The sequence below is a fragment of the Arthrobacter sp. 2MCAF15 genome (genome assembly GCF_052115605.1).
In the GTDB taxonomy this organism is placed as follows: domain Bacteria; phylum Actinomycetota; class Actinomycetes; order Actinomycetales; family Micrococcaceae; genus Arthrobacter.
Genome location: NZ_JBFRGZ010000003.1, coordinates 286,302 through 310,954, shown reverse-complemented (window position 1 = coordinate 310,954; position 24,653 = coordinate 286,302). Strand labels below are relative to the sequence as shown.

The following is a 24,653-nucleotide window of genomic DNA, read 5'->3' as shown; positions in this document are numbered from 1 at the left end:
GGCGTCCCTGAGGGGCCCGCCGGCGAGGCCTGTCTTGTGGGCAGGACAACAACCTCGTAAGGTTTGAGCAGAGTTATGCAGTTGGCTCTTGGACAGGTCCTTTTTTGGAGAACCCCATGAACCATAAACTGCGTGTGTTTGTCCGCGTGGATGTCGATCCCGTGCACGTCACCCTCGAAATCACCGGTTGCGTTACCCCGTCGGATTCGGCTGCCCTCATGCACATCGTGCGTCGCGCCTGCCGCCTCGGTGCCGGTGCCGGGGTAGTCATCGACCTCCACGGCACGTCCCACCTGGACCCGGAAGTGCTGCTGGACCTCCGCAGGCTCGCCGATGCCGGACCCTTGCCGTCCGCGTCTCCATCGCCGGACGCCGAAGCGGCCGTGCCGTTCCACCTCACCCTCGACGAGCCGGCCGAGCTGCCAATCTGCCTCCTGCATGTCGGCGCCGAGGCCAGTGTCCTCGCCGGACTGGACACCGGACTCGCTTCCGGCTCCGGGCCGGACGCGGCCAACAGCCCGCTGGCCGCCGAAGCCGGAGGCGCCAGCAACGTTGGTACCAACGACGGCCTGGCGCTCTCGGAATACTTCGAGGGCACCCTGGACCCGGCGGCGACCGTCCGCGCCCTGTCCGACACCGCCCTGTGCAGGCTCGCCGACGCCCTGTACCGCCACCTCGACACCAGCAGTCCTTTGTACGGGGCATACACCTGGTACGAGCTCGCGGCCGAAGAGATCCAGAACCGCCACTTGGCGGACGGCGACGGCCCGGCCGGGGACGAAATGGCCCCGGACACTGCCTTGGCCTGAGCCGGTACACCGTTAGGCTGTCGCTATGAACCCGCAAACAGCGTCCACGCCGGGCACCACCGCCCTCATCACTGGCGCGACGGCCGGCCTCGGGGCCGAGTTCGCCCGCCAGCTGGCCGAACAGGGCCACCGCGTGATCCTCGTGGCCCGCGACGCCGGCCGCCTCGCGGCCACCGCGGCGGAGCTGGAAAACAGCTACGGGGCCACGGCGGAGACGATCTCCGCGGACCTGACCGACGACGCCGGGATCGCCGCCGTCGTCGCGCGCCTCAGCGATCCCGAACGCCCGGTGGAAATCCTGGTCAACAATGCGGGAATCGGCTTGTTGCGCTCTTTCGAGGACAACGGGATTGCCGAAGAAAAGAAGCACCTGAAACTTCATGTCGAAGCGGCCATGGAGCTCACCCATGCCGCCCTGCAAGGCATGCTCGCGCGCCATTCCGGCAGGATCATCAACGTCGCCAGCGTGGCGGCCTTCCTGCCCCGCGGGACCTACTCCGCAGCGAAGGCCTGGCTGCTGACTTTCTCGCGGTCGGCCAACATGGCCTACGCACCGCGCGGGGTGAAGGTCACCGCGGTGTGCCCGGGCTTCACCCACACCGAGTTCCACGACAGGATGGGGATGGACAAGACGGCGACGCCGCGCTGGCTGTGGCTGGACGCCCGGCAGGTTGTCAGCGAGGGCCTGGCAGACAACGCCAAGGGCAAGGCCGTCTCGATCCCCAGCAAGCGCTACAAGGTCCTGACCACGGTTTCGCGGGTACTGCCGTCCCGGCTGGTCGCCGGGCCGCCGCGGCGGGCCAAGTAGGCGCGCACCCGCACGCCCTCAGCAGCTGGAATACGCCGCCATGCGGCCGTAAATCGATTCTCAACTATCGTTTACAGCCGGCCGCCCCGGACCTAGACTGTCCCCAGTTGCAGCTGGCAGCTCATGGGGGAGAGCGGCCAGTGCCGCCGGTTTAGGAAGGCGGCAGCATGATGCTGCGGACCGTATTTCGACGTGGAACAGCCATGGCGGCTGGAATTCTCTTGGCGCTCCTTGCGTCTGCCGGAGGATCCGCCGGGGCCAACAACCCCAATATTCGATACGTCCAAGGGACCATTTCGGCGCCGCCGGGCACTCGGCTCGACCAACTGCAGGTGCAACTCTACGAGGCCTACAGTCCTGGCATATTCGGTTCCGCCGCGGTCGACGCAAGCGGCCGCTACCGGGTACCCCATGACGGGGCTGAACTGGTGCAACTCGTTGTGCTGGGACGCGGAACCGGGCTGGCTGATACCTGGTACGGGAACGACTCCCGCCGGGAGGGTGCCCGAATCATGTCTGTCACCTATTCGAACCTCGACAACGCGGACATTCAGATGAAGCAGGGGGCAACCGTCTCCGGCAGGCTTACCGTTCCTTCAGGGGTCGATGCGCGCAACTTGTCTGTGGCCGCGGACTATACGTACGCCGGGATTTCCCCCAGCACTGTACCCAAGACCGGAAGGACAGCCCCCGTCGCCGCGGATGGGAGTTATCGCATCACTGGACTCGGAGCGAATACCTACACGCTACGTGTTGTCCCGGGGGACACGGGGCTCGTGGAAACATGGCTCGGCGGCGCCACGGACAGGTTGGCCGCCCGTCAGATCAACATAGCTGCAGGCAGCAGGACTCAAGGCCTGGACATCGCGCTTCGGAAACCGGCCAAGCTGCAGGGGACCGCAGTCTTTCCGGCCGGCAGTGTCCCTGAGACTGGTTTCGTTGAGGTCTACTCTCCGGAAGGAAAGAGACTCGCCCGAACATCCTCCGGCGCAGACGGGTCGTTCGCTGTGCCGGCCTTTCCTGCAGGCGCTGTAAAGATCAGGTTCGGGCCCGATTCAGGGGCCTCTGCCATGGCTTCGACGTGGTATCCAACGGCCGGCGACCTGGCCGCGGGAGAGGCCGTGGTTATGGCAGAGGGGGAGCAGCGGACGGGATTCAAACTCAAAATCCAGCGTGGGGGGTCCATCACTGGAACCGTCTCGGGCGCTTCACCCCAGGATGGGGTCTCCGTCTCGGTGAGGGAGCCATCCGGGCGCCAGGTCAAGTCAGGGGTTCCCGACAAGACTGGCAGGTACACCCTGAGGGGACTGAACCCAGGAGCCTACAAAGTCCTCTTCACCGCATTCGACAACAAAACCAAGCTCATGCCGCAGTACTATCCCCAGGTCCCTGTGAACCTGGGCCCGTCTGCGGGTGCTGACGTGGTTGTCACGGCAGATAAATCAACTGCCGGCGTCAACGCACGAATGTTCGGCGGTGGAGAAATCACGGGAACACTTCGTGGGACCCATGGGGAGGAGTACCCCTTTGCCGCGGTGAACGTTGAGTCCACTTCGGCAGCGATTGCGGTGCGGTATGGGTTAAGCGATGAACACGGCCGCTTCACCTTGGCAGGGCTTCCTGACGGGGACTACACCCTGCGGATACCGCACCTGCACTACCCTGAGTCCAACTTTGACCCTGCTCCGCTTTACTCCGGCAATGTCAGGGATCCGGCCCGCGCCCAAAAGATCTCTATTCGCAACGGACAGTCCATCAACGTGGGAGAACTATCGTTTGCCGCCTCGAGAGCGTCGGCGGCGTCCGGCAAATTCACGCCCATTAAGCCGACACGGATCCTGGACACACGGACCACCGCGTTTCCGCTGCCAGATGAAACCATCCGTCTCGTGCAGGTTGGGGGCATAGCCGGACTGCCGGCGGACATCAGCGCGGTCGCCCTGAACCTCACGGTCACTGAGCCTTCGGCCGACGGATCCCTCTCCGCTTCGGCCTCAGGTGACCGCTACACCGCTACCTCCAACGTCGACTACTTGCGTGGGCAAACCATCCCCAACTATGTCGTGGTTGGCGTGCGGGACGGCAAGATCGCGCTTCGAAACGATATCGGCAGCGGATCTGCCCATGTCGTGGCAGATCTTGCAGGTTACTTCACAGGAGGCGTGCCACTCGATGCCGGAGCCTTTGCGGTGATGGAGCCTCAGCGTATTGCCAACTTTCAAGGCCAGGACGCGCTACCTGCGGGCGGGCAACGCGACATTCAAGTAACCGGAATGTCCGATATTCCAAAGCGCGTCAGCGCTGTGGTGGTCAACCTGACCGCCGCCCGGGCGTGGAAAAACGGTGCCTGGAGCACCTACGGGCATCTCACGGCTTTTGCCAGCGGCACGGCGCGGCCGGGCACGTCCACGGTCAACTACGACGCCGCCAGGGGTGATGCCAAAAACCTTGCCGTCGTGCCTGTAGGGGCCGACGGGAAAATCAGCATCACCAACACCTCACCGATGCATGTAGGGGTGATGGTGGACGTCATGGGCTACTTCCTCGCAGGCGATGCCACCGCGGCCGGCACTCTGCAAACGATCGCCCCGAAACGATTCCTCGACACCCGGACGAGCCAGGGGCCGGTGCGGGCCGGTGGTGAAGTCAGCGTGAAGCTGGGCGGTGCCCAGGGAATACCCAGTGGCGCGCGGGCCGCCATGGTCAACCTGACGGTCACGGAAGCGAAGTCGTTCGGCTTTGTGACTGCCTACCCGGCCGGACAAACGGCACCCGGAACCTCCAACCTGAACTACGGCAAAGGCCAGACGATCGCCAACTTCGCCATCGTACCGATCGGCGCGGACGGGAAGATCAACATCCGGAATACCTCCTCCGGGAGTGTCCAGGCGATCGTCGACGTCGTCGGGTACATCAGGGGCTAGCCGACCCTTCGGGAACTGACCGGGTGCCTGCGCCGGATCAGCAGCACCACGAGGATCCCGACGGCGGCGCCCACCCCCGTCTCGACGGCCCGTTCGGTGATCAGGACCTGCGGATCGGCCGGCGCCGCCAGCTGTCCGATCAGCAGGATCACCGGGGTGAAGGAGACCATGGCGAGGCCGTAATGCCGGGTCATGAACAACTCCGTGCTGAACTGTAGGCCAATCACCAGGAAGGCCAGCACGGCGGCCTCCTGGCCGGGGAAGGCCAACTGCGGCGACCCCGGCCACGGGAACAGGACGGCGGCGACCACCACGAGCCCCAGGAGTGTGCCGACGATCCGGTGGACGCCGCGGTACACGCTGCTGGGCAGATCCGCCCCTGCAAGCGGCACGGCCGCCGCGGCCATGGCCCAATGCGGGTGGCCGCTGCCGCTGAGGACCCCGACGGTCCCGGCGGCGCCGACGGCGGCAACATAGCGGGCGGCGTGCAGCCGCGCCGCCCGGCGGCTTGCACCGTGAACCAGGGTGACGTCCCGCCGCCACCCGCTCTTCAACCGGCTCCGCCACGTGCTCCGCCACGTGCGGCTCAGGAACCATCCGCCGAAGCCCACTACGATCGCGAATGCGGCAGATGCAGCGGCGATCAGGACGGCGCCATGCCACGGCACTGCGGCCGGAACGGACGCGCACGCGCCCAGGGCCAGGATCCCGAAGAAGGGGCCCGCGGGTTTCAGGGCTGTCCTGTCCGTGAACAGCGACCCCACGCCGGCAAACGCGGCCTCCGTGGCCACCAGGGCCCACGAATGGATGTGCTGGACGGAGAGGAAGACGCCGACTCCCACGCCGGCGAGCAAGAGGACGGCCGCCTGGCCTTGGTGGATGAGCCGGAGCTGGTGGGGCTCGGTGCGGCCGTACATGCCCGTCAGCGCGCCGAAAACGGCGTAGCCGATCAGCTCCGGACGGTCGGCGGCCAGGAGCACCAGGGTCGGCACGGCCACGCTGATCGCCACCCGCCAAGCCGACACGTGGTCCTTGTTGGCCGGGGCCAGGCGGTGCAGCGAACGGAGGTGGTGCAGCAGGGCTGTCACAACTGCCTCCGTTTCCTGGGACTGATAAGTGGTGCGGACACGCCTAAGGCCTGCCCCGTACGCTTCCCCCAACGGGTAAGCATACGGAACAGGCCTCAAAGGGCGGGGCTATGGGCTACTGAGCCCGGATTAGTGCTGCCGGGTCCGGTGGGACCGGGCGGCTCAGGCTGGGGTCGGAACCTTTTCGGCTTCCCCGCGCCCTGCGGTGGAAGTTGCAGCCGCTGCGACCATGGGCATGTCCATGTGATCGAGATCGATCAGCGGGTTCTCATCCTGGGTCGCGACCAGTTCGCGGGCCTCGGCCTGTGTGTCCACGCTCGGCATGGAGCCAGGCAGCGGCATCTGGGCGGATTCCTTGAGGAAGTAGATCGCCACAGCGCCGATCGCCGAGGTGGCCATCAGGTAGTAGGCCGGCATCATGTCATTGCCGGTTGCGTTGATCAGGGCGGCAACGATGAACGGCGTGGTTCCGCCGAAGATGGCCACCGAGAAGTTGTACGCGATGCCCATGGCGCCGTAGCGGCTGGCCGTCGGGAACTGGGCCGGCAGGGCCGAGGCCAGGTTGGCCACGTAGAAGGTCACCGGGAAGGCAATCAGGGACAGGCCGGCCAACGTGGACCAGATTTCGCCGATGCCGATCAACAGGAACGCGGGGGTGGCCAGGACGACGGTGCTGATGGCGCCGATCCACAGCACGGGGCGGCGGCCGATCCGGTCAGAGAGCTTGCCGGTCAGCGGGATGCAAAGGCTCATGATGACCAGCACGGGGATGGTCAGCAGGGTGCCGTGCAGCTCGTCGTAGCCCTTGGACTCCGTGAGGTACGTCGGCATGTAGGAGGTCAGAGCGTAGCCGGCGGTGTTTGCGGCCGCCACCAGGATCATCGCGACGATGATGGAGCGCCAGTAGGCCTTCACGATGCCAACCGGACCCTTGGAAGCTGCAGCGTCCGAGGCGGATGCGTCCTTGGTGAGGCTCTCCTGGGCATCCAGGGTGGCCTGGAACTGAGGGGATTCCTCGATCTTGCTCCGGAAGTACACGGCGATCAGGCCAAGCGGACCGGCCAGGAGGAACGGAATCCTCCAGCCCCACTGCTCCATGGTGTCCTGGCCGAGGGTCAGCTGCAGCACCGAAACAAGTGCGGCACCGGCTGCGAAGCCGAGGTAGCTGCCCATGTCCAGGAAGCTGGCGAAGAAGCCGCGGCGTTTGTCCGGGGCGTACTCGCTCACGAACGTCGTGGCACCGGCGTACTCGCCGCCGGTGGAGAAGCCCTGGATGACCTTGAACAGGACCAGCAGGACTGCGGCCCAGATGCCGATCTGTGCATAGCCGGGCAGGAGCCCGACGGCGAAGGTGCTGGCAGCCATGATCATCAGGGTCGCGGCGAGAACCTTCTGGCGGCCGATCTTGTCGCCAAGCCAGCCGAAGATGACTCCGCCGAGGGGGCGGGCGATGAAGGTGGCGGCGAAAGTTCCCAGCAGGAACAGGGTCTGGACGGACTTGTCCGCCTCCGGCAGGAATACCGGTCCCATGGTGGTGATCAGGTAGCCGAACACGCCGACGTCGTACCATTCCATGGTGTTACCCACGATGGTGCCGCCGAGCGCCTTCTTAAGCATCGGCTGGTCGACAACGTTCACGTCGGACTCACGGAGTCGACGGCGACGCAGCTTCGGTTTCTTCGCACCCTTTGGTGCAGCTTGGTTGGTTCCGCTGGCGTTTATAGCGCCTGCTGAAGAGTCGGTCATGCTTCGGTCTGTGGGCATTTGGGAAGCTCCTAGGGAGATCATTTGCTTGCGACTTGTAGCTGCCCCGCTCTGGGCAGGCTTTCAATTTTACGGGATTTCTCTGGAGTTTCCGAGTTCGGTGCCGTATGATCCCTCATTTCGGGTGGCATATAGGGGCAACCCGCAGAATTCTTTTGCCCGATTTCGCCGCGTGGTTACTGGGAAACGGTGAGGTTCGCGGCGCCGCGGCTAGAAATTTCCGCATCGGCCCCCGCAGGCGCGGGTTTTCGGGCCGGATTCGCGCCGCAGGAGAGCCCGCCACGGCCACTGCAGACAACTCATCCCGGCCGTCCTACGATTGATGGACACTTCATTTCAAAGCGGTAATTTACAGCGGAAAGGAAGATCAATGGCGGACCATCAATTCGGAGAAGATATCGAGCCCGAGGTCGCGAGCCATCTCGCGCAATCCATGGCTGAAGCCCCCGGACCGGAGACCCTGCACCATGCTCCCCCCGGGCCGGGCCAGGGACAGCAATGGCCGGACGGCAGCGGCAAGCAGCGTCACCCCAAGGACCGCGATACCGCCCGCGGGCGGCAGAGCCAGCAGGTGGCCGCCGGGGCCATGCACCGGCAGAGCCGTCCGCAGTTGCCCCACCACGATTAGCCCCATCACAACCGGTCCCGTGGCTGGGTTACGCAGCTAGGGGCCGGGGGCCGGGTCGACCACGACGTCGGCTGGCGCCTTATCCAGGCGCCAGCCGCGCCACACCGGGTGCCTGAGCTTCCCGGTGCCGGTCCATTCCCCGAAGGTGACCTCGCCGACCAGTTTTGCGCTCACCCAGTTGGCGTCAGCGGCGTCCGCGCGGGGCACGTCCCGGAACGGGGATGTCTTCCGTGGCAGGGCATCCAGTTGCTGCCTGAGTTCCTTGAGCTCACGGTCGCTGAAGCCGCTGCCCACCCGCCCCACATAACGGAGTTTCGAACCGTCCGGAATCCCCAGCAGCAGCGAGCCCACGGAATCCCCGCGTTCGCCCCTTCCGGGCCGCCAGCCGCCCACCACCACCTCCTGGGTCCGCTCAATCTTGAGCTTGAGCCAGGACCGGCTGCGCTGGCCGACATAGCGCCCGTCCCGGCGCTTGGCCATGACACCCTCCAGCCCCAGCTCGGCGACGCTTTCCAGGATGTGCGAGGCGTCGCCCTCGATCACGCCTGAGAGCTCCATCGGGCCGGCGGAGGGGTGGAAGAACAGCTCGAGCCGGCGCCGGCGCTCGCCGAGCGGCAGGCGCCTCAGGTCCTCTCCGGTCTCGGAGAGCAGATCGAACAGCATCAGCCGCACCGGCGTTGAGGCCTGCGCCTTGCGGACGTCGGCGGCTTTGCTGAGTTTCATCCGTCCTTGAAGAAGGCCGAAGTCGGGCCGGCCGGAGCGTCCGACGGCGATGATCTCGCCATCGGCGACGAAGTCCTGTTCCGGCCAGCGGGACCGGTCCGTCAGTTCGGGGTAGCTCACGGACATGTCGATGCCGTTGCGGCTGATGAGCCGGATGCCCGTGGCGTCGCCGATGACCAGGGCCCGCACGCCGTCCCATTTGAGCTCGAACTGCCAGTCCAGGTCCGGCAGATCCGCCAGGGTCCCGGCGCTGGCAAGCATCGGACTGAACGCGGTCGACGACACAGTCGCGGAGAAACGTGTGCCGCCGGTTGTGCCGCCGCCGGCGGCCCTGCCGGTTCCCGGCCCGCCCTCGCCGTGGCCGCCGTCGTCGTGGCCGCCGTCGTCGTTTACGTCGGCTGCGCCTGCCTCGGCTGCGTCTGCCTCGTCGTCGTCGTCCGGTGCGCCGGCTGGGCGCCGGGCGCCAGGATGGGCTTTCGTCGAACCCGGCGGGTCCATCAGGTGGATGAGCCATTGGTCGTTCGCCTGGCCAGTGTGGATCAGGGCGAATCGTTGGGCCCCGCCCAGGCCCCCGCCCCCCGCGCCGGTTAGGGTCGCGATGACCTCCTTGCCGGCGACCCACTTTTCGCAGTCATAGGTTCCGTGGTCCCAGATGCTGACTGTCCCGGCACCGTACTGGCCCTTGGGAATGTCGCCCTCGAAGTCGGCATAGTCCATCGGGTGGTCTTCGGTCTGGACCGCGAGGTGGTTCGTGGCCTTGCTGGTCGGGACGCCCCTGGGCAGCGCCCAGGACACCAGCACGCCGTCGCGTTCCAGCCGGAAGTCGTAATGCATCCGCCTGGCGTGGTGCTCCTGGATGACGAACTTCTCCCGCCGCGCCCCGCCGCCGTTTTCAGCGAGGTGACGTTTTGCAGTGAAGGGTTCGGGCGTGCCTGCCTTGTCCCGCTTGGTGCGGTATTCCTCCAGGCGGGGGTCGGTGTCGCCGCCGTCGCCGGCTTGCTCGGGAGGCGTTTCAGCCCCTCCGGCGAGGCGGCCCGCCCGGTGGCCGGCCGCGTGGCCCGCCGCGGCGCCGGCGTCGTGCCGCCCGCCGGAAACCGGGGCGAACGGATCCTTGCCGGCCGCCACGCGCTTCATCACCTCATGGAAGTCCAACTGGTGAAGGGCCGGGGAGCTGAGTTCGCGCCACGTGCGCGGCGCGGCCACTGTGGGCCGGAGCTTGCCGCGCAGCGAGTACGGCACAATCGTGGTCTTGGCGGCGTTGTTCTGGCTCCAGTCGACCAGCACCTTGCCTGTGCGGAGCGCCTTTTTCATGTCGCTGACGGCCAGGCCAGGGTGGTCTGCTTCGAGTGAGCGGGCCAGTTCGTGGGCGAATTCGGAAATCTGGTCCGAACTCTGGGAGCCGTCCAGGGCCGCGTAGAGGTGGATGCCCTTGCTGCCGCTGGTCACGGGCACGGGGTCGAGGCCCACATCCTGCAGGATGCTGCGTGCCAATTTGGCCACCTCGACGCACTCCGCTAGGCCCGCGCCTTCGCCCGGGTCCAGGTCCAGCACCAGCCGGTCGGGCGGCAGCGCATTGCCGTGGGAGTCCACCCGCCACTGCGGCACGTGGATCTCCAGGGCCGCGCTCTGGGCCAGCCAGATGAGCGTGGCGGGATCATTGACCAGGGGATATTGGATGGTCCGGTCTTTGTGCGTGATGGCGGCCCGGAGCACCCAGCCGGGGGAATGGTCCAGGTTCTTCTGGAAGAACATCTCGCCCGGGGCGTCGGCTGTCCCGACGCCGTGGACCCAGCGCTTCCGGGTGGCTGGCCGGTTGAGGGATGCCGGGATCAGCACCGGCGCGACGGCGGCGTAGTAGGCAATGACGTCGGCCTTGGTGGTGCCCGTCTCCGGATACATGATTTTTTCCAGGTTGGTGAGCGCCAGTTCGCGTCCGGCCACGCGGACGCGCTCTTTACCGTTGGCCAAAACCCTTCACCTCCGCGCCGCCGTGATGTTCACTTGATCCATGAGAGCCATCTGGAAAGGCGCAATAGCGTTCGGGCTGGTCAACGTGCCGGTGAAGGTCTACAGCGCCACCGAGGACCACGACATCAGCCTCCACCAGGTCCACAACGCCGACGGCGGCCGGATCCGCTACCAGCGCCGGTGCGAGGTCTGCAGCAAGGTCATCGACTACGAGGACATCGACAGGGCGTATGAGGACGATGGCCGCACGGTGGTCCTGACCCGCGAGGAGCTCAAGTCCATCCCGGCGGAAAACAGCCACGAAATCGAAGTGGTCCAGTTCGTTCCCGCCGACCAGCTCGATCCCATGATGTTTGAGAAAAGCTACTACCTTGAACCGGACTCCAAGTCGCCCAAGGCCTATGTGCTGCTGCGGCGCGCCCTGGAGGACACGGACCGGGTGGCGATTGTGCAGTTCGCGCTCCGGGACAAGACCCGGCTCGGCGCGCTGAGGATTCGCGACGACATCCTGGTGCTGCAGTCGCTGTTGTGGTCCGACGAGGTCCGCGAGGCCAGCTTCCCCGCCCTCGAGACCTCCATCCGGATTTCGGCGCAGGAACGGGAGATGTCCGCCGCCCTTGTTGACTCGATGGCCTCCGACTTTGAGCCGGATCAGTTCACGGACGAATACCAGGAACAGTTGCGCCAGCTGATCGAGGCGAAGCTGGACAAGGGGGAGTCCCTGGATACGGAGGAGACCTTCGGCGCTCCGGCCGAGACTGGCGAGGGCGAAGTGATCGACCTGATGGAAGCCCTCAAGCGCAGCATCGAGAAAAAGCGCGGAGGGACCGCCGAGGCCCCGGCCAAGGCCTCCGGTCCTGCGGCCAAGGCCGCCCCGAAGGCCGCCCCCAAGACGGCGGCTAAGTCCGCCGTCGCCGATTCGGCCGCCACCAAACGGGCGCCTACCAAGACCGCTACAACCAGGACGGCGTCCACCAAGACCGCAGCGGATTCCAAGGCGCCAGCCGCGAAGACAGCCCGAAAGGGTGCCTGAGGCCGGGAGCGGGGAGGCCGCGGCCATCGCGGTCAGGAGTTCCGCAGGGCGGAGATAAGCTCGCTCTTTTTCTTGGCCGAGTAGCCGGTCAGGCCGATCTCCTTGGCTCGTGCCTTCAGTTGCGGCACGGTCCAGTCCTCATAGTCGCCGGCCTTGCCGCCCTTGCGGCCCACCTCGGAACGCCCGCGCTTGGCCGCGGCGTTGGAGACCCTTGCCGCCTTTTGCTTGGAGGCGCCGTCCTCGAGCAGCTTCTCGTAGAGCTCGGAATCCTTGATGCTGGGGCTCTCGGAACCTCTCGGTTCGCCCTTCTTCGCTGGCATGGCTACGCGTTCATCTCCTTCGGCACGAACACCTCCGAGGCGGCCCGCGGACAGTACGGCCGCGGATTCCAAACTAGCGGCGCCGCCGGCCGGTGACAAGCACTTACTAAGGCCCCTTACAAAAGTTGCCCTGACGCTCCGCCGGCAGGCAACGCGAAGGCCCGGCCGGCCCCTGATCGGGGGCGGCCGGGCCTTCGCGTTGCCGGTGTTCCGGCGGGCGCCGGAAGGTGGGGCTATTCGGCGTCGTGATCCGTCTCAAGGATCTGCACGAGGCGGTCCAGTGCCGCGTCGGCGCCTTCGCCCTCGGCACGCAACACCACAACCTCGCCGTGGGAGGCGCCCAGGCTCATCAGCGACAGGATGCTGGCGGCGTCCATGGCCTCGTCCTCCGGCTCGCCCAGGCGGGCAATCGTGATCTCGAGGTTGTCGAACTCGCCTGCAGCCTCGGCGAAGATGGCTGCCGGACGGGCATGCAGCCCAACGCGGCTGGCAATGGTGGCGTTACGTTCGGTCATTTCTGCTCCTTGAAGTCAGCTTGGGTGTATATCAGCTGTGGGTATCTGCTTGAAAAATCGTGCACCAGTTCAGACGGCTACGGGAACCGTTTCCACCGTATCAACCGGCTTCTTGACTGCCCAGCGCTTGAGCGCGATCACTGCGAAGGCACTCACGACGGTACCGGCCGCAATGGCGACGACGAACATCAGGAAGGGATCGATCGCGAAGAAGACGAAGATTCCGCCGTGCGGGGCCTTGGACCCCACGCCCGCCGCCATCGAGATGGCGCCGGTCACGGCTCCGCCGAGCATGCTGGCGGGGATGACGCGCAGCGGGTCGGCGGCGGCGAACGGAATCGCGCCTTCGGAGATGAACGAGGCTCCCAGCAGCCAGGCGGCCTTGCCGTTTTCCTGTTCCGCGAGGCTGAAGAGCTTCTTGTTCAGCACGGTCGCAGCCAGTGCCATGGCCAGCGGCGGGACCATGCCGGAGGCCATGACGGCTGCCATGATCTGCCACGGTGCCTGGTTGGTGATGGAGGCGGCACCCAGGCCGGCCACGGCGAAGGAGTAGGCAACCTTGTTGACCGGACCGCCGAGGTCGAAGCACATCATCAGGCCGAGGACAATGCCCAGGGCGATGGCGCTGGCACCGGTCAGGCTGGACAGCCAGTTGTTGAGCCCGACGGTGACCGCGGCGACGTACCTGCCCAGGAAAATGAAGAGCAGGCCGGACGACGCGATGGACGCCACGAGCGGGATGATAACCACCGGCATGAGGCCGCGCAGCCAGCGGGCCACGGTGAGCTTGCCGATCTCATGTGCCACGTAGCCGGCGATCAGGCCGCCCACGATGCCGCCAAGGAACCCTGCGCCCATGAAGACGGCTACGGCGCCGGACACGAAGCCCGGGGCGATGCCCGGCCGGTCAGCGATGGCGTAGGCGATGTAGCCGGCCAGTGCGGGAACGAGGAAGCCGAGGGACAGGGCGCCGATCTTGAAGAACACGGCACCCAGGAAGGCGCCCAGCGGGCCCCACGCCAGCGCCGGGTAAACGGTGGGCAGGTTGAAGAGGCTGTTTTCCGCCAGGATCTTGTCCGCGAAGGCCGTGATGTCGTAGCCGCCCAGCAGGAAGCCGAGGGCGATCAGCAGACCGCCGCCCGCCACGAACGGGATCATGTAGCTGACACCCGTGAGCAGCGCCTTCTTCAGTTTCGTGCCGATATGTTCGCCCTTTTCCTCGGCGTTGTGTTCGGCCTGGTCCTCCGCGAAGTGCGGGACGCGGCGGGCGTGCGGGTTGTCCGCGGCCGCCAGTGCTTCCGCAACCATCTTGTCCGGTTCGTCAATGCCGCGCTTGACCGGCGCGTTGATCACCGGCATGCCGGCGAAGCGCTCCTTGCCGCGCACATCCACGTCCACGGCGAAGATTACGGCGTCGGCGGCGGCGATCACGGCGGGGTCAAGGGCCTTGGCGCCGGAGGATCCCTGGGTTTCCACCTGCAGGTCCACGCCGACTTCTTTGGCCGCGGCGACGAGCGAGTCGGCGGCCATGTAGGTGTGGGCGATGCCGGTGGGGCAGGCGGTGACTGCGACCAGGCGCTTGGGCCCCTTGGCCTTCCCGGCACCTTCCGCACCTGCGCCCGCGGCGGCTCCTGCTGCGGCACCCACAGCACCCGCGGAGGCTGCCGCAGCGGCCTCGGCAGGGGCGTGGGCGGCCGGCTTGTCTGCCAGGGCGGCTTCGACGAGCTCCACGATCTCCGCCGGGGAGGTCGCGGCACGCAAGCTGGCCGTGAAGTCCTTCTTGATCAGCGACCGCGCCAGCTTCGAGAGCAGCTTCAGGTGCTCCTGGTCCGCGCCTTCAGGGGCGGCGATGAAGAAGATGATGTCCGCGGGGCCGTCCTTGGCGCCGAAGTCCACCGGCTGGGACAGCCGCGCCATCGCCAGCGTGGGTTCGGTGACCGCCGTCGAACGGCAGTGCGGGATAGCGATGCCGCCCGGTACGCCCGTGGCGGTCTTCGATTCCCGGGCAAAGGCGTCGGCGAAGAGGCCCTGGGCCTCCGTGGCGCGTCCGGTGGCGGCAACTCTGCCTGCCAGATGCCGGATCACGTCCTCGGGCGAGCTGCCCAGATTCTGGTCGAGCTCGACCAGTTCGGTAGTAATGAGCTGTGTCACTGTCAATCCTTCCGGAGGGCCGTGATGGTTACGGCATCAGGGGTGGTTTGGTTGACTGCCGGGACAGTGGAGCCAGGCAGGGAAGCGGCGGCGGCACCATGGGCCACCGCCTGTCGGAGACAATCGACCGGGGCGGCGCCCTGGCTGGATGCGAGCAGGTATCCGGCCAGCGAGGAATCGCCGGCGCCGACAGTGCTGACCGCGGTGACCGGCGGATGCGTGGCCAGCCACGCGCCGTCGGCCGTCACAAGAACGGCACCCTTTGAGCCGAGGGTGGCCAGTACAGCACCCACTCCGGAGCGCACGACGGCGGAGGCGGCCGCTGCTGCAGCCTCCGGGTCCGCTTCGAGCTCCTCGGCGGATTTGTTCGTGGCGAACCCGGCTGCGGCAGCCAGTTCCACCAGTTCCTCGGCGTTGGGCTTCAGGAGGTCCGGCTTGCCCGAGGTATCGCCGGAGACCGCTGCGGCGAGGGGTTCGCCGGATGAATCGACGGCGACCCGTGGTGCGGCCTCGCCGTCGAACATGGAACGCAGCCGCCGGGTGACGGTCGCGTAGAAGTCGGCGGGAACCCCGGGTGGGAGCGAGCCGGCAAGGACCACCCAGGCGGCGCCGCGGGCGTGGTCCAGCAGGAGGCTGATCAGGGCCTCCTGCTGGTCCCCGCTGAGGACCGGTCCGGGTTCGTTGATCTTGGTGGTGACACCGCCGGGCTCGGTGAGGGCCACGTTGCTTCGCAGCGGCTCGCCGATCGGGAGGGCCGCGAACGGCACCTCGGTCTCCCGCAGGCCGGTCAAGACCGGGTCGGCCTCGGCGCCGGGGAGGACGGCGATTGTCTTGAGCCCCGAGGCGACCAGGGCACGGGAGACGTTGACTCCCTTGCCTCCGGATTCCTGGCGGACGGAGATGGCCCGCTGGACTTCGCCGCGGAGGAGGGGGCCGGGCAGCGCTACGGTGCGGTCCAGGCTGGGGTTGGCGGTGAGGGTGACAATCACGCGACCACCACCTCCACTCCGGCTTCCGCAAGGGCATCGGCGAGTTCCCGGCTGGGTTGCGTGTCTGTGATCACGGTGTCCAGATCTTTCAACGAGGCGAACTGGACAAGCGTCTCCGCGTCCAGCTTGGAGGAATCAACCAGCACCACAATGCGGCGCGCTGATTGGACGAAGGCAGCCTTGACCGCGGCTTCTTCAGGATCGGGTGTGCTCAGCCCGAAGGCTGCATGAATGCCGTTGGTGCCGATAAAGGCGATGTCCGGGCGGATCCGGCGTGCGGCCTCCACGGTGGACTGGCCGACCGCGGCCTGGGTCAGGCCGCGGACCTTGCCGCCGAGCAGGTGCAGGGCGATGCCGGGCTCACCGGACAGCCGGGACGCGATGGGCAGGGAGTGGGTGATAACGACGAGTTCGGCGTCTGCCCCGGACGCCGGCAGGCTGCCTGACGCGGCGGCTCCGGCGGCCCGGGCGGATAGGAGTTCGGCGAGGGCCTCCGTGGTGGAGCCGGCGTCGATCAGGATGCTGCCTGTGAGGCCCGGGGGCATGAGGGCCAGGGCGGCCTCGGCAATGCGGATCTTCTCGGGCTGCCGCTGCACGGTCCGCTCGAGGATGCTTTCCTCGGTGGTGCTGAAGCGGTCTGCGGAGACGGCGCCGCCGTGCACCCGGCGCACGCTGCCCGCGGCTTCCAGTGCGGCGAGGTCCCGGCGGACAGTTTCGGTGGTGATGCTGAAGCGCTCGGCCAGGTCAGTGACGCTGGCGCGGCCGCTGGCGGAGATGAGCCCCACGATCAGCTGCTGGCGTTCTTCGGCGAACACTTACCCTCCATTGCGTACTGCGTCTGTCCCGGTTATTGCCCTGGTGCCGGGGCGTTGGTTCTGCGGATCGTGCTGCCGCGGAATTCGCCCCTGCCGCTTCGGTGACTCCCGTCACATGAAGTGGAATTGTTTGACTTTATCTTCGTTCGTGTTGGTTTGTCAATGAAAAACCACATGAACGCAGAAATCTGTCCCTGGACCGGGGGACATGTCCAGTGGTGGGGCCGGGCGCCGGGGGACATGTCCAGTGGTGGGGCCGGGGGATGGGCTGGTTGGGGTTATGTCCATTGTTGGCTGCGGGGGCTGGGCATGTGCCGTGCGGGGCGGGGAGTCGCGGACTGGGTGCCGGGGGACATGTCCAGTGGTGGGGCCGGGGGATGAGCTGGTTGGGGTTATGTCCATTGTTGGCCGCGGGGGCTGGGCATGTGCCGTGCTCGGGGGGTGGCTTAAATGGCGGAAGCCGGGACCGGACAGGAGGCCCGGCCCGGCTTCCGGGTCGTCGAATTCCACGCTGCGACGGGAGCGCGGGTGGGGCTCAGATGCCCGCGTCGCGGCTCTCATTGCGAGTGATGGTCTCGCCGGTGTTGGGGTCCACAACCGTCCGGCTTTCGCTGACCCGGCGCGTGCGGCCGCGTCCGGGGGAGGCGAGGACCAGGGATGCGATCAGTCCAATCACGCCGACCGCCATGAGGATGTAGCCGATCATGGCCTGGTTAACGTTGGGAATCAGCCCGGGGGCGACGGCCCAGGCGAGGATCGCGCCGATGGCAATGAGGAAGATTGCGGAACCGATTCTCATAACGTGCTCCTTGGTGCCCCCCGGGGGCCGATTCGGTGATGATAAGCATGCTGTCCAGCGTCACGCTACAACCCCGCCCCCGCCGATTCAATGAAACGGCCTCCGACTGGCCGGGATTTCCGCACCGATTCCAGGCATCCGCCCCGGTTTCGGACGGCCGCGCCGCGGATCCGGGGGCAGGAGTCCGTTTCCGCCGCGGAACCGAGGCAGGCCAGGGATCCCGCGCCGGGCCTGCTGCGCGGAGGGCGCGGCCGGGCTGGATAGGCTGTGCCCATGGAGACGGTCGTCTGGTCAAAACCCGAACACGAACGCGCCGGCACGCCGCTGCTGGTGATGCTGCACGGCTACGGCACTGACGAGTCCCGAATGTCCAAGCTGTTCAGCGCCCTGCCGCCGGAGTTCAGCTGCGCCGCCCTGCGAGGGCCCAAGGACATTGGGGACCACCACGGCTGGTTCCTGCTGGACTACTTCCTCACCCACGACTTCGCCGACGTCATCGCCTCCACGAACGCGGTTTTCGCGTGGATCGAGTCGGTCAAGGCCCGGCACAGCAGCGTCAGCCTGTTCGGATTTTCGCAGGGGATGGCCATGGCCAGCACGCTTCTGCGGCTCCGGCCGGAACAGTTCCGCGCGGTGGTCGGGCTCTCGGGCTTTGTCCTGGACAACGAACTGCTGGCCACGAGCGAATCCTTCACATCCCGCCCACCGTTCTTCTGGGGCAGGGACAAGGGCGACGTCGTTATCAACGACGCCGCCACCGAACACACCGAGGAGTGGCTGGAGCGGAACACCCAGCTCACAGCCCGGAGCTACCCCGGTATGGGGCATTCGATTTCGAAGGCCGAACTTATAGACGTCAGTGCCTTCCTGCGGCACTACATCCTGCGCTGACCTGCAAGGACCTGCGTCCCCCCGCCGGCTCCCGCGCTGCTCAGGCGCCGGATCATCCACTTGCATGCCTAATTTGTAAGCGTTTACAATCGACCTCGGCCATGAACACCGGGCCCACTACTTCGGGGGGAGAAAGGGCTGAGCCCGTGCCGCAGGCCAAGACCCCGCGCGTCACCATCCAGGACGTCGCCGCACTCTCCGGGCTCTCCATCTGCACCGTATCCCGGGCGCTCCGCCAGCTTCCCAACGTCTCCGCGCAGGCCAAGGCGCGGGTCGGCGACGCGGCGGCCCAGCTTGGCTACAAGGCCTCGTCGGCAGCCTCCCGGTTGGCCGGCGGCAACACCGGCTCCGTGGCCATCATCGCGCCGTCTGCCACGGCATGGTTCTTCGCCCGGGCTGTGGAAGCTGCCGAGGAAGTCTTCGCTGACAGCGGCTATGACACCGTCCTGATCAGCCTCCGGAACCGGGCCAGCGTGCGGCAGAAGCTTTTCGGCGACCTCGCGGCATTGGCGCAGCGCGTGGACGGCGTACTGCTGCTCAACATCGCCCTCGGTGAGGCCGACATGGCCGCGCTCGCCGCGTCGGGGCTCGCCGTGGCCAGCGTCGGGATGCACGGCGTGCCGTGGGACAACGTGGGCATCGACAACGCGGAAGCCGCCCGCACCGCCACCAACCACCTGTTGGATTTGGGCCACAGAGACATTGCCATCCTCGCCGGCAGCGAGACCGGGGCGCCCTCCCTGGTGACCGCCGGCGAGCGGCGGCGCGGCTTCGAACTGGCCCTGGCCGGCCGCGGGCTCGCAGCTGATCCGGACCTCGTGCTCGACGCCGGCTCCAGCATCGAAGGCGGCAGGCTGGCCATGGTGGAGCTCGTGGAAAACCGTGGAATGCCGTCCGCGATCTTCGCCGGGTGCGACGAAACGGCCTTCGGCGCGCTTATGGCCCTGAGGGAGCTCGGTTTGTCAGCGCCGGAAAACGTGTCCATCATAGGAATAGACGATCATCAAATGAGTTGGTTCCTGGGCCTGACCACAATTGCCCAGCCGGTGGCCGACCAGGGCGCTTTCGCGGCCAACCTGCTGATTGACAGACTTCATCGCTCCGGACTTCCCAATCCACCGCTTGCCAGCCCGCCGTCGAACCATGTGCTGGATACCAAACTGGTGGAGCGCTCGAGCACCGGCCGCCGTTGATTCGGGCGGCTGATTCGGGCGGCGCCCGCCGCGGAACGGCCCAAACCGAGCAGCGATCACCACGGCCGCCGTCGCGCCGGAAAATGATGCCTTGACCTACAGCCCCAAACCACAGCTTTGAACAAAACCCTCTTGCCTGCCCGTCGTCTGAAAGGACCTTGACTCATGACTGCAGCACCCGACACCTCCGGCCTCGCCGGTGCGCTCTCCGGCGCGTCCGCCATCCTTTTTGACCTCGACGGCGTACTGACGCCCACCGCGGTGGTGCACGAGCAGGCCTGGAAGCAGCTCTTCGACGGCTACCTGGCCTCGGTCCCCGGGGCGGCGCCGTACAGCGAGAGCGACTACTTCGACCACATCGACGGCAAGCCGCGGTTCGACGGCGTCCGGGACTTCCTGGCCTCCCGCGGAATCGTGCTGCCCGAGGGCCCGGCAGATGACGAGCCGGCGCATGAGACCGTCCACGGACTGGGCAACCGCAAGAACAAGGTCTTCAACGACATCGTGGAGGCCGGCGGAGTCCAGCCCTACGAGGGCTCCGTCCGGCTGGTCGACGCCGCGCTGGCCCGCGGACTCAAGCTCGCCGTCGTCTCCTCCTCCCGCAATGCCCCGGCCGTGCTCAAGGCTGCCGGGCTGTCCGATTACTTCCCCGTCGTCGTTGACGGCGTTGTCGCGGTCGCCCAGGGGCTGCCCGGCAAGCCCAGCCCTGCCACCTACGAATATGCCGCCCGGCTCCTGGACCTGCCGAGCCAGGACTGCGTCGTGGTGGAGGACGCCGTCTCCGGCGTCCAGGCAGGCAGCGCGGGAGACTTCCGCTCGGTGATCGGCGTCGACCGCGGCGCCGGCCGCCAGACCCTGCTCGACGCCGGTGCCACGGTAGTGGTCAACGACCTCGCCGAACTGCTCTAGCCCGGCGCACCCGCCGCCCACCTGCACTGCCCACACCCGCCGAAGGAACCCCCCCAAACCATGGCTCTCATCACCTCGGACCGCGCCCGGTTCCCCAACGATCCCTGGCAGCTGGTCGAAACCGTCCATCTGCCCGGCAACGCCGGCACCCTGGAGACCCTGTTCAGCCTCGGCAACGGGCACCTGGGCATCCGCGGTGCGCACTGGGGTGCCGCCGACGCCGAACTTCCCGGCAGCTTCATCAACGGCTTCCACGAAACCTGGGACATCAAGCACGCGGAAAACGCCTACGGCTTCGCCCGGACCGGGCAGCGGATCCTCTACGTCCCGGACGCCAACAACTTCACCGTCATCATCGACGGTGAGCCGCTGAGCCTGGAGGAGTCCACCGTGCTGGACTACCGCCGCAGCGTGGACTTCGCCACCGGAATCTACGAGTGCCGGATCACCTGGCAGTGCCGCTCCGGCGCCACCGTCACCACCACCGAACGCCGTGCGGTGGGCTATGAATCCCGCGGCGCGCTGGGCATCAGCCTCGAAGTGGCAGCGGACCGGGATATCTCCGCGGATGTCACGTCCTCGGTCATCAACCGCCAGGACCAGCCGGTGGAGGACCACTCCGCCCACGATCCGCGCCGCGCCGGACGGCACGCCGGGCGGGTGCTGCTGCCCTTGCGGCTCGACGGCGGGGACGGCTCCCTGCGCCTGTCCTGGGAAGCCTCGGAATCCAAGCAGCGGCTCGGGATGGCCGTGGACCACTGGACCTCGGCCGGTGTGCAGCCGTTCGACACCCAGGTGGACCAGGACGACAGCAGCGTCCGCTACGTCCTCGCCGTCAGCGCGGACGCACCGTTCGTGCTGGAGAAGAGCGTCAGCTACGCCGTGGGCCAGGCCGTCGAGGACCTCGCGGACAGCGCCGAAGCCGGCCTCAAACCGGTCAGCGAAATCTTCACCCAGAGCGAGGACCACTACCGCGCCTACTGGAGCACCAGCGACATCGTGGTGGCGGGCCAGCCCGAACTCCAGCAGGGCGTCCGCTGGAACCTCTTCCAGCTCGCCCAGGCCACGGCCCGCGCCGATGTGGCCGGCATCCCGGCCAAGGGCGTGTCCGGCTCCGGCTATGAGGGACACTACTTCTGGGACCAGGAAGTGTACCTGCTGCCCTACCTGACCTACACGAACCCGGGCAACGCCCGCCAGGTCCTCGAATTCCGCCACAACCTCCTGCCCGAGGCGAAGATCCGCGCCAAGGAGCTCAGCGTGGACGGCGCCCTCTTCCCCTGGCGCACCATCAACGGGCTCGAGGCCAGCGCCTACTACGCGGCCGGCACCGCGCAGTTCCACATCGCCGCCGCGATCGCCTTCGCGACCAACCGGTACATCTGGGCCAGCGGGGACAGCGAATTCCACGAAACCCTGGGCTCCGAACTGCTGATCGAAACCGCGCGCATGTGGGTGTCCCTGGGTTTCTTCGGCAAGGACGGGCTCTTCCACATCCACGGCGTCACGGGCCCGGACGAATACACCGCGGTGGTCAACGACAACCTCTATACCAACGTCATGGCCCGCTTCAACCTCCGCGCCGCCGCCGCGCTGGACCACTCCGAGATCGGCGACGCCGAGCGCGAGCTCTGGGAACAGGCCGCCACCCGCATGCACATGCCCTATGACGAGGACCTCCAGGTCCACTCCCAGGACAACGACTTCATGACCCTTGAACCGTGGGACTGGGCCACGCCCCGGTCGGAGTACCCGCTCCTGCTGCACTTCCACCCGCTGGTGATCTACCGGCACCAGGTCCTGAAGCAGGCCGACACCGTGCTGGCCATGTTCCTGCAGTGGCAGGACTTCACGGCCGAGGAAAAGCGCCGCGCCTTTGATTTCTACGATCCCATCACCACCGGCGACTCCACCCTGTCCGCCTGCGTCCAGGGCATCATGGCCGCCGAGGTCGGCTATGGCAAGGCCGCGCTGGACCACTTCACCCACGCCCTGTTCATCGACCTCGACGACACCCACGGCAACACGATCGACGGCGTCCACATCGCCTCCACCGGCGGGGTGTGGAGTTCGCTGGTCAGCGGCTTTGCCGGGCTCCGGGACCAGGGCGCGGTACCGTACTTCGATCCGCGCCTGCCCGCCGAATGGGACGGACTCGAGTTCCACCTGAAGATCCAGGGCCGGCTCCTGCACATTGGGCTGGAGCAGGGATCGATCACACTGACCGTCCGCGAAGGTGCACCGCTGGAGGTCGACGTGCGCGGGGAACTGCTGACCGTCGACGCCGGCCCGGTCCGGGTCGCGCTGGCGCCCGTAACGGCACCCGAGCCCACCATCTTCCCCAGCGGCCTTCCGACGGCGTCTATCCCGGTGGTGCGCGCCGCAGTCTGAGGCGCCCCCCAAAGTAACGCGGGGTCACCCAGTGCCCATGATCCCCACGGACATGGTCGCTACGTGCCCCCGCGTTGCTTGGGACCTACCAGGCCTGCGGGAACCCGGCATGCCCGGGCCGTGCCCTAGTGTTAAGTGAACTTACTTTCCGGTTCCGACGAGAGGCGATCATGGCCAAGCGCAGCAACCCGGCAATCAAGGTTGCCCAGCAGACAGCCCACAGCGCGATGTTCGACGCCGCAGGCCGGCCCCGGCCAGGACTCCACAAGGTGCTCCTGCGCGCCGTTGAAGTCCAGCGGCCGCTGGTGCTCGCCAATATCCGCAGGCTCCAGCGCAGGCACCCGCAGGCCACGGCGGCGCAGCTCGCGGCCATCCTGGAGCGCGACTACCTGTTGGCCGTCACCGGCGGCGGGGCCCTGGTGGGCGGAGCGGCGGTGATCCCGGGCGTCGGAACTGCCGCCGCGCTCGGCCTGTCTGCCGCGGCGGCCGTCGGGTTCCTCGAAGCTACCGCCCTGTTCTCCACGGCGCTGGCGGAACTGCATGGCGTGAGGATGGTTGATCCGGACCGGGCCAGCACGCTGGTCATGGCGATCATGCTGGGCGAGGAAGGAACCGAGCTTCTGAGCTCGTTGAGCGGGCAGGTAGTCGGCCGCGGCAGGGGGCCGTCCCAGGCCTGGACCGCGGCGTTCACCCGCAGCGTCCCCTTCGCCGGCTTCGGCGCGGTGCGCGCCAAGATCCAGACGATGTTCCTGCGCTCCCTGCTCAAGACCCAGGGCACAGCCTGGCTGGGCCGCGCGCTGCCATTCGGCATCGGCGCCGTCGTTGGCGGCGTCGGCAACCGGGTCATGGGCCACGCCGTCGTCGCGAATGCCAGAGAAGCGTTCGGCCCCATGCCGGACACCATTCCCGGAGAGTTGCGTGCCCTCGCGAAGACCACCGGGCCGCTGGCGCTCTACGACACTGAACCGGACCCGGCCCCGGGCCCGCCGGTGGTGACGCCGCCAGGCAGCGGCGCCCCGAAGGCTACAACGAAGGACGGCGGCACGTTTTGGATCTGAACGCGGACCTGGGGGAGTCCTTCGGGACCTGGACCAAGGGCGAGGATGCGGCGATGTTCCCACTCGTCACGAGCGCCAGCGTGGCCTGCGGGATGCATGCCGGCGACCCCGTGACCATGCTGGACACCTGCCGGGCCGCCTACGAGCTTGACGTCAAGGTCGGCGCCCACCTTGGCTACCCGGACCTGGCCGGCTTCGGCCTGCGCTCGCTGGAGATGACCTTTGATGATCTGTTCGGCGCGGTGCTGTACCAGCTCGGCGCGCTCGACGGCGTCGCCCATGCCGTCGGCGCCTCGGTGGACTACGTCAAGCTGCACGGGGCGCTCTACGACCGCACCGTGCGCGACCCCGAGCAGGCCTCCGCCGTGATCGCCGCCATCCAGGCCTACGATCCCGGACTGCCCGTCCTGGGTTTCCCCGGCTCAGCGTTGCTGGACATCGCACGGGAGGCCGGGCACCCCGTCTTCGCCGAGGCCTTCGCCGACCGCGCCTATCTCCCGGACGGGACCCTGGTGCCGCGAGCTGAGGAGGGTGCCGTGCTGCTCGACGCCGGCGAGGTCACCGAGCGGGCGGTCCGGCTCGCGACCAGGGGTGAGGTCGTGGCTGTGGACGGCTCCGTGATCCCGGTGCGGGCAGATTCGCTGTGCCTGCACGCGGACACACCCGGCTCCGTCGGCGTGGCCGCCGCCGTGCGGGCCGGGCTGGCGGCTGCCGGCGTGGAGCTGGAGAGCTTCGCCTGAGCACTGAACGTGCAGCACTGAACATGCAGCACTGAAGATTCAGGACTGAATATGCAGACGCCCGAATACTGAATCCTAAACACGGCGCCCGGGGACCGTATCCGGTACCGGGCGGGGTCCCCCCAGTGTCATAAGGC

Annotated in this window: 20 protein-coding genes; 11 read left to right on the top strand and 9 right to left on the bottom strand. The window is 67.3% G+C overall.

Features of this window, described 5'->3' with window-relative positions:
* The first annotated feature begins 116 nt into the window (after window positions 1-116).
* From AB4089_RS05080 to AB4089_RS05070, 3 genes are all read left to right on the top strand, one after another.
* Window positions 117-809 carry a hypothetical protein gene (locus AB4089_RS05080; protein WP_441408196.1) on the top strand — a complete coding sequence of 231 codons (693 nt, stop codon included), beginning with the start codon at window positions 117-119 and terminating at the stop codon, window positions 807-809.
* A gap of 25 nt (window positions 810-834) precedes the next feature.
* The gene (locus AB4089_RS05075) at window positions 835-1,617 is read left to right on the top strand and encodes an SDR family NAD(P)-dependent oxidoreductase (protein ID WP_441408195.1); all 783 of its coding nucleotides are present in this window, start codon (window positions 835-837) and stop codon (window positions 1,615-1,617) included.
* A 167-nt stretch (window positions 1,618-1,784) separates the two neighbouring features.
* Window positions 1,785-4,541: a hypothetical protein gene (locus tag AB4089_RS05070; protein WP_441408194.1), complete on the top strand. Its 2,757-nt coding sequence runs from the start codon at window positions 1,785-1,787 to the stop codon at window positions 4,539-4,541.
* Here the strand turns inward: AB4089_RS05070 and AB4089_RS05065 are convergent.
* Both AB4089_RS05065 and AB4089_RS05060 read right to left on the bottom strand, forming a co-directional pair.
* Window positions 4,538-5,629: an FUSC family protein gene (locus AB4089_RS05065; RefSeq protein ID WP_441408193.1), complete on the bottom strand. Its 1,092-nt coding sequence runs from the start codon at window positions 5,627-5,629 to the stop codon at window positions 4,538-4,540. The two genes, AB4089_RS05070 and AB4089_RS05065, sit on opposite strands and share 4 nt — an antisense overlap.
* A gap of 162 nt (window positions 5,630-5,791) precedes the next feature.
* The gene (locus AB4089_RS05060; RefSeq protein ID WP_441408192.1) at window positions 5,792-7,393 is read right to left on the bottom strand and encodes an MFS transporter; all 1,602 of its coding nucleotides are present in this window, start codon (window positions 7,391-7,393) and stop codon (window positions 5,792-5,794) included.
* Window positions 7,394-7,763: 370 nt separating this feature from the next.
* Between AB4089_RS05060 and AB4089_RS05055 the strand changes: the two genes are divergently transcribed.
* Complete coding sequence (locus AB4089_RS05055; RefSeq protein WP_441408191.1) at window positions 7,764-8,021, top strand: hypothetical protein; 258 nt, start codon at window positions 7,764-7,766, stop codon at window positions 8,019-8,021.
* A 36-nt stretch (window positions 8,022-8,057) separates the two neighbouring features.
* Here AB4089_RS05055 and AB4089_RS05050 read toward each other — a convergent pair whose 3' ends face one another.
* Window positions 8,058-10,712 (bottom strand): ATP-dependent DNA ligase, encoded by a 2,655-nt coding sequence (locus AB4089_RS05050; RefSeq protein WP_441408190.1) that lies wholly within the window; start codon window positions 10,710-10,712, stop codon window positions 8,058-8,060.
* 40 nt (window positions 10,713-10,752) lie between these two features.
* On the opposite strand from AB4089_RS05050, the gene ku reads away from it, so the two are divergent.
* Window positions 10,753-11,745, top strand: a complete 993-nt coding sequence (gene ku / locus AB4089_RS05045; protein WP_441408189.1) for a non-homologous end joining protein Ku — start codon at window positions 10,753-10,755, stop codon at window positions 11,743-11,745.
* Between the two features lie 32 nt (window positions 11,746-11,777).
* Here the strand turns inward: ku and AB4089_RS05040 are convergent, their stop codons facing one another.
* The 6 genes from AB4089_RS05040 to AB4089_RS05015 all read right to left on the bottom strand — a co-directional run bounded on the left by AB4089_RS05040 (window position 11,778) and on the right by AB4089_RS05015 (window position 17,334).
* On the bottom strand, window positions 11,778-12,065 hold the full coding sequence (locus AB4089_RS05040; protein WP_441408188.1) for a DUF7218 family protein: 288 nt from the start codon (window positions 12,063-12,065) through the stop codon (window positions 11,778-11,780).
* Window positions 12,066-12,298: 233 nt separating this feature from the next.
* The gene (locus tag AB4089_RS05035) at window positions 12,299-12,580 is read right to left on the bottom strand and encodes an HPr family phosphocarrier protein (protein WP_018774864.1); all 282 of its coding nucleotides are present in this window, start codon (window positions 12,578-12,580) and stop codon (window positions 12,299-12,301) included.
* Window positions 12,581-12,649: 69 nt separating this feature from the next.
* Window positions 12,650-14,731 (bottom strand): PTS fructose transporter subunit IIABC, encoded by a 2,082-nt coding sequence (locus AB4089_RS05030; protein ID WP_441408187.1) that lies wholly within the window; start codon window positions 14,729-14,731, stop codon window positions 12,650-12,652.
* 2 nt (window positions 14,732-14,733) lie between these two features.
* Window positions 14,734-15,720 (bottom strand): 1-phosphofructokinase family hexose kinase, encoded by a 987-nt coding sequence (locus AB4089_RS05025; protein WP_441408186.1) that lies wholly within the window; start codon window positions 15,718-15,720, stop codon window positions 14,734-14,736.
* Window positions 15,717-16,535, bottom strand: coding sequence for a DeoR/GlpR family DNA-binding transcription regulator (locus AB4089_RS05020; RefSeq protein WP_441408185.1), 819 nt, complete (start codon window positions 16,533-16,535; stop codon window positions 15,717-15,719). Before AB4089_RS05020 ends, AB4089_RS05025 begins: the two co-directional genes overlap by 4 nt.
* Window positions 16,536-17,070: 535 nt before the next feature.
* A complete protein-coding gene (locus AB4089_RS05015; protein WP_390201757.1) occupies window positions 17,071-17,334 on the bottom strand; it encodes a DUF6458 family protein in 264 nt (87 codons plus the stop codon).
* Between the two features lie 273 nt (window positions 17,335-17,607).
* On the opposite strand from AB4089_RS05015, the gene AB4089_RS05010 reads away from it, so the two are divergent.
* From AB4089_RS05010 to AB4089_RS04985, 6 genes are all read left to right on the top strand, one after another.
* Window positions 17,608-18,225, top strand: coding sequence for an alpha/beta hydrolase (locus AB4089_RS05010; RefSeq protein WP_441408184.1), 618 nt, complete (start codon window positions 17,608-17,610; stop codon window positions 18,223-18,225).
* 101 nt (window positions 18,226-18,326) lie between these two features.
* Complete coding sequence (locus AB4089_RS05005; RefSeq protein ID WP_441408183.1) at window positions 18,327-19,418, top strand: LacI family DNA-binding transcriptional regulator; 1,092 nt, start codon at window positions 18,327-18,329, stop codon at window positions 19,416-19,418.
* Window positions 19,419-19,583: 165 nt separating this feature from the next.
* Window positions 19,584-20,327 carry an HAD family hydrolase gene (locus AB4089_RS05000; protein ID WP_441408182.1) on the top strand — a complete coding sequence of 248 codons (744 nt, stop codon included), beginning with the start codon at window positions 19,584-19,586 and terminating at the stop codon, window positions 20,325-20,327.
* 60 nt (window positions 20,328-20,387) lie between these two features.
* Window positions 20,388-22,718, top strand: a complete 2,331-nt coding sequence (locus tag AB4089_RS04995; protein ID WP_441408181.1) for a glycoside hydrolase family 65 protein — start codon at window positions 20,388-20,390, stop codon at window positions 22,716-22,718.
* A gap of 170 nt (window positions 22,719-22,888) precedes the next feature.
* On the top strand, window positions 22,889-23,776 hold the full coding sequence (locus AB4089_RS04990; protein WP_441408180.1) for a hypothetical protein: 888 nt from the start codon (window positions 22,889-22,891) through the stop codon (window positions 23,774-23,776).
* Window positions 23,767-24,516, top strand: coding sequence for a 5-oxoprolinase subunit PxpA (locus AB4089_RS04985; RefSeq protein ID WP_441408179.1), 750 nt, complete (start codon window positions 23,767-23,769; stop codon window positions 24,514-24,516). The genes AB4089_RS04990 and AB4089_RS04985 overlap by 10 nt, the downstream gene beginning before the upstream one ends.
* The last annotated feature ends 137 nt before the right edge of the window (window positions 24,517-24,653 follow it).

Bases quoted from the DNA above. Each gene is read 5' to 3' on its own strand.
- AB4089_RS05080 (WP_441408196.1), top strand. From the start codon at position 117: ATGAACCATAAACTGCGTGTGTTTGTCCGCGTGGATGTCGATCCCGTG.
- AB4089_RS05075 (WP_441408195.1), top strand. From the start codon at position 835: ATGAACCCGCAAACAGCGTCCACGCCGGGCACCACCGCCCTCATCACT.
- AB4089_RS05070 (WP_441408194.1), top strand. From the start codon at position 1,785: ATGATGCTGCGGACCGTATTTCGACGTGGAACAGCCATGGCGGCTGGA.
- AB4089_RS05060 (WP_441408192.1), bottom strand. From the start codon at position 7,393: ATGCCCACAGACCGAAGCATGACCGACTCTTCAGCAGGCGCTATAAAC.
- AB4089_RS05055 (WP_441408191.1), top strand. From the start codon at position 7,764: ATGGCGGACCATCAATTCGGAGAAGATATCGAGCCCGAGGTCGCGAGC.
- ku (WP_441408189.1), top strand. From the start codon at position 10,753: ATGAGAGCCATCTGGAAAGGCGCAATAGCGTTCGGGCTGGTCAACGTG.
- AB4089_RS05040 (WP_441408188.1), bottom strand. From the start codon at position 12,065: ATGCCAGCGAAGAAGGGCGAACCGAGAGGTTCCGAGAGCCCCAGCATC.
- AB4089_RS05035 (WP_018774864.1), bottom strand. From the start codon at position 12,580: ATGACCGAACGTAACGCCACCATTGCCAGCCGCGTTGGGCTGCATGCC.
- AB4089_RS05015 (WP_390201757.1), bottom strand. From the start codon at position 17,334: ATGAGAATCGGTTCCGCAATCTTCCTCATTGCCATCGGCGCGATCCTC.
- AB4089_RS05010 (WP_441408184.1), top strand. From the start codon at position 17,608: ATGGAGACGGTCGTCTGGTCAAAACCCGAACACGAACGCGCCGGCACG.
- AB4089_RS05005 (WP_441408183.1), top strand. From the start codon at position 18,327: ATGAACACCGGGCCCACTACTTCGGGGGGAGAAAGGGCTGAGCCCGTG.
- AB4089_RS05000 (WP_441408182.1), top strand. From the start codon at position 19,584: ATGACTGCAGCACCCGACACCTCCGGCCTCGCCGGTGCGCTCTCCGGC.
- AB4089_RS04995 (WP_441408181.1), top strand. From the start codon at position 20,388: ATGGCTCTCATCACCTCGGACCGCGCCCGGTTCCCCAACGATCCCTGG.
- AB4089_RS04990 (WP_441408180.1), top strand. From the start codon at position 22,889: ATGGCCAAGCGCAGCAACCCGGCAATCAAGGTTGCCCAGCAGACAGCC.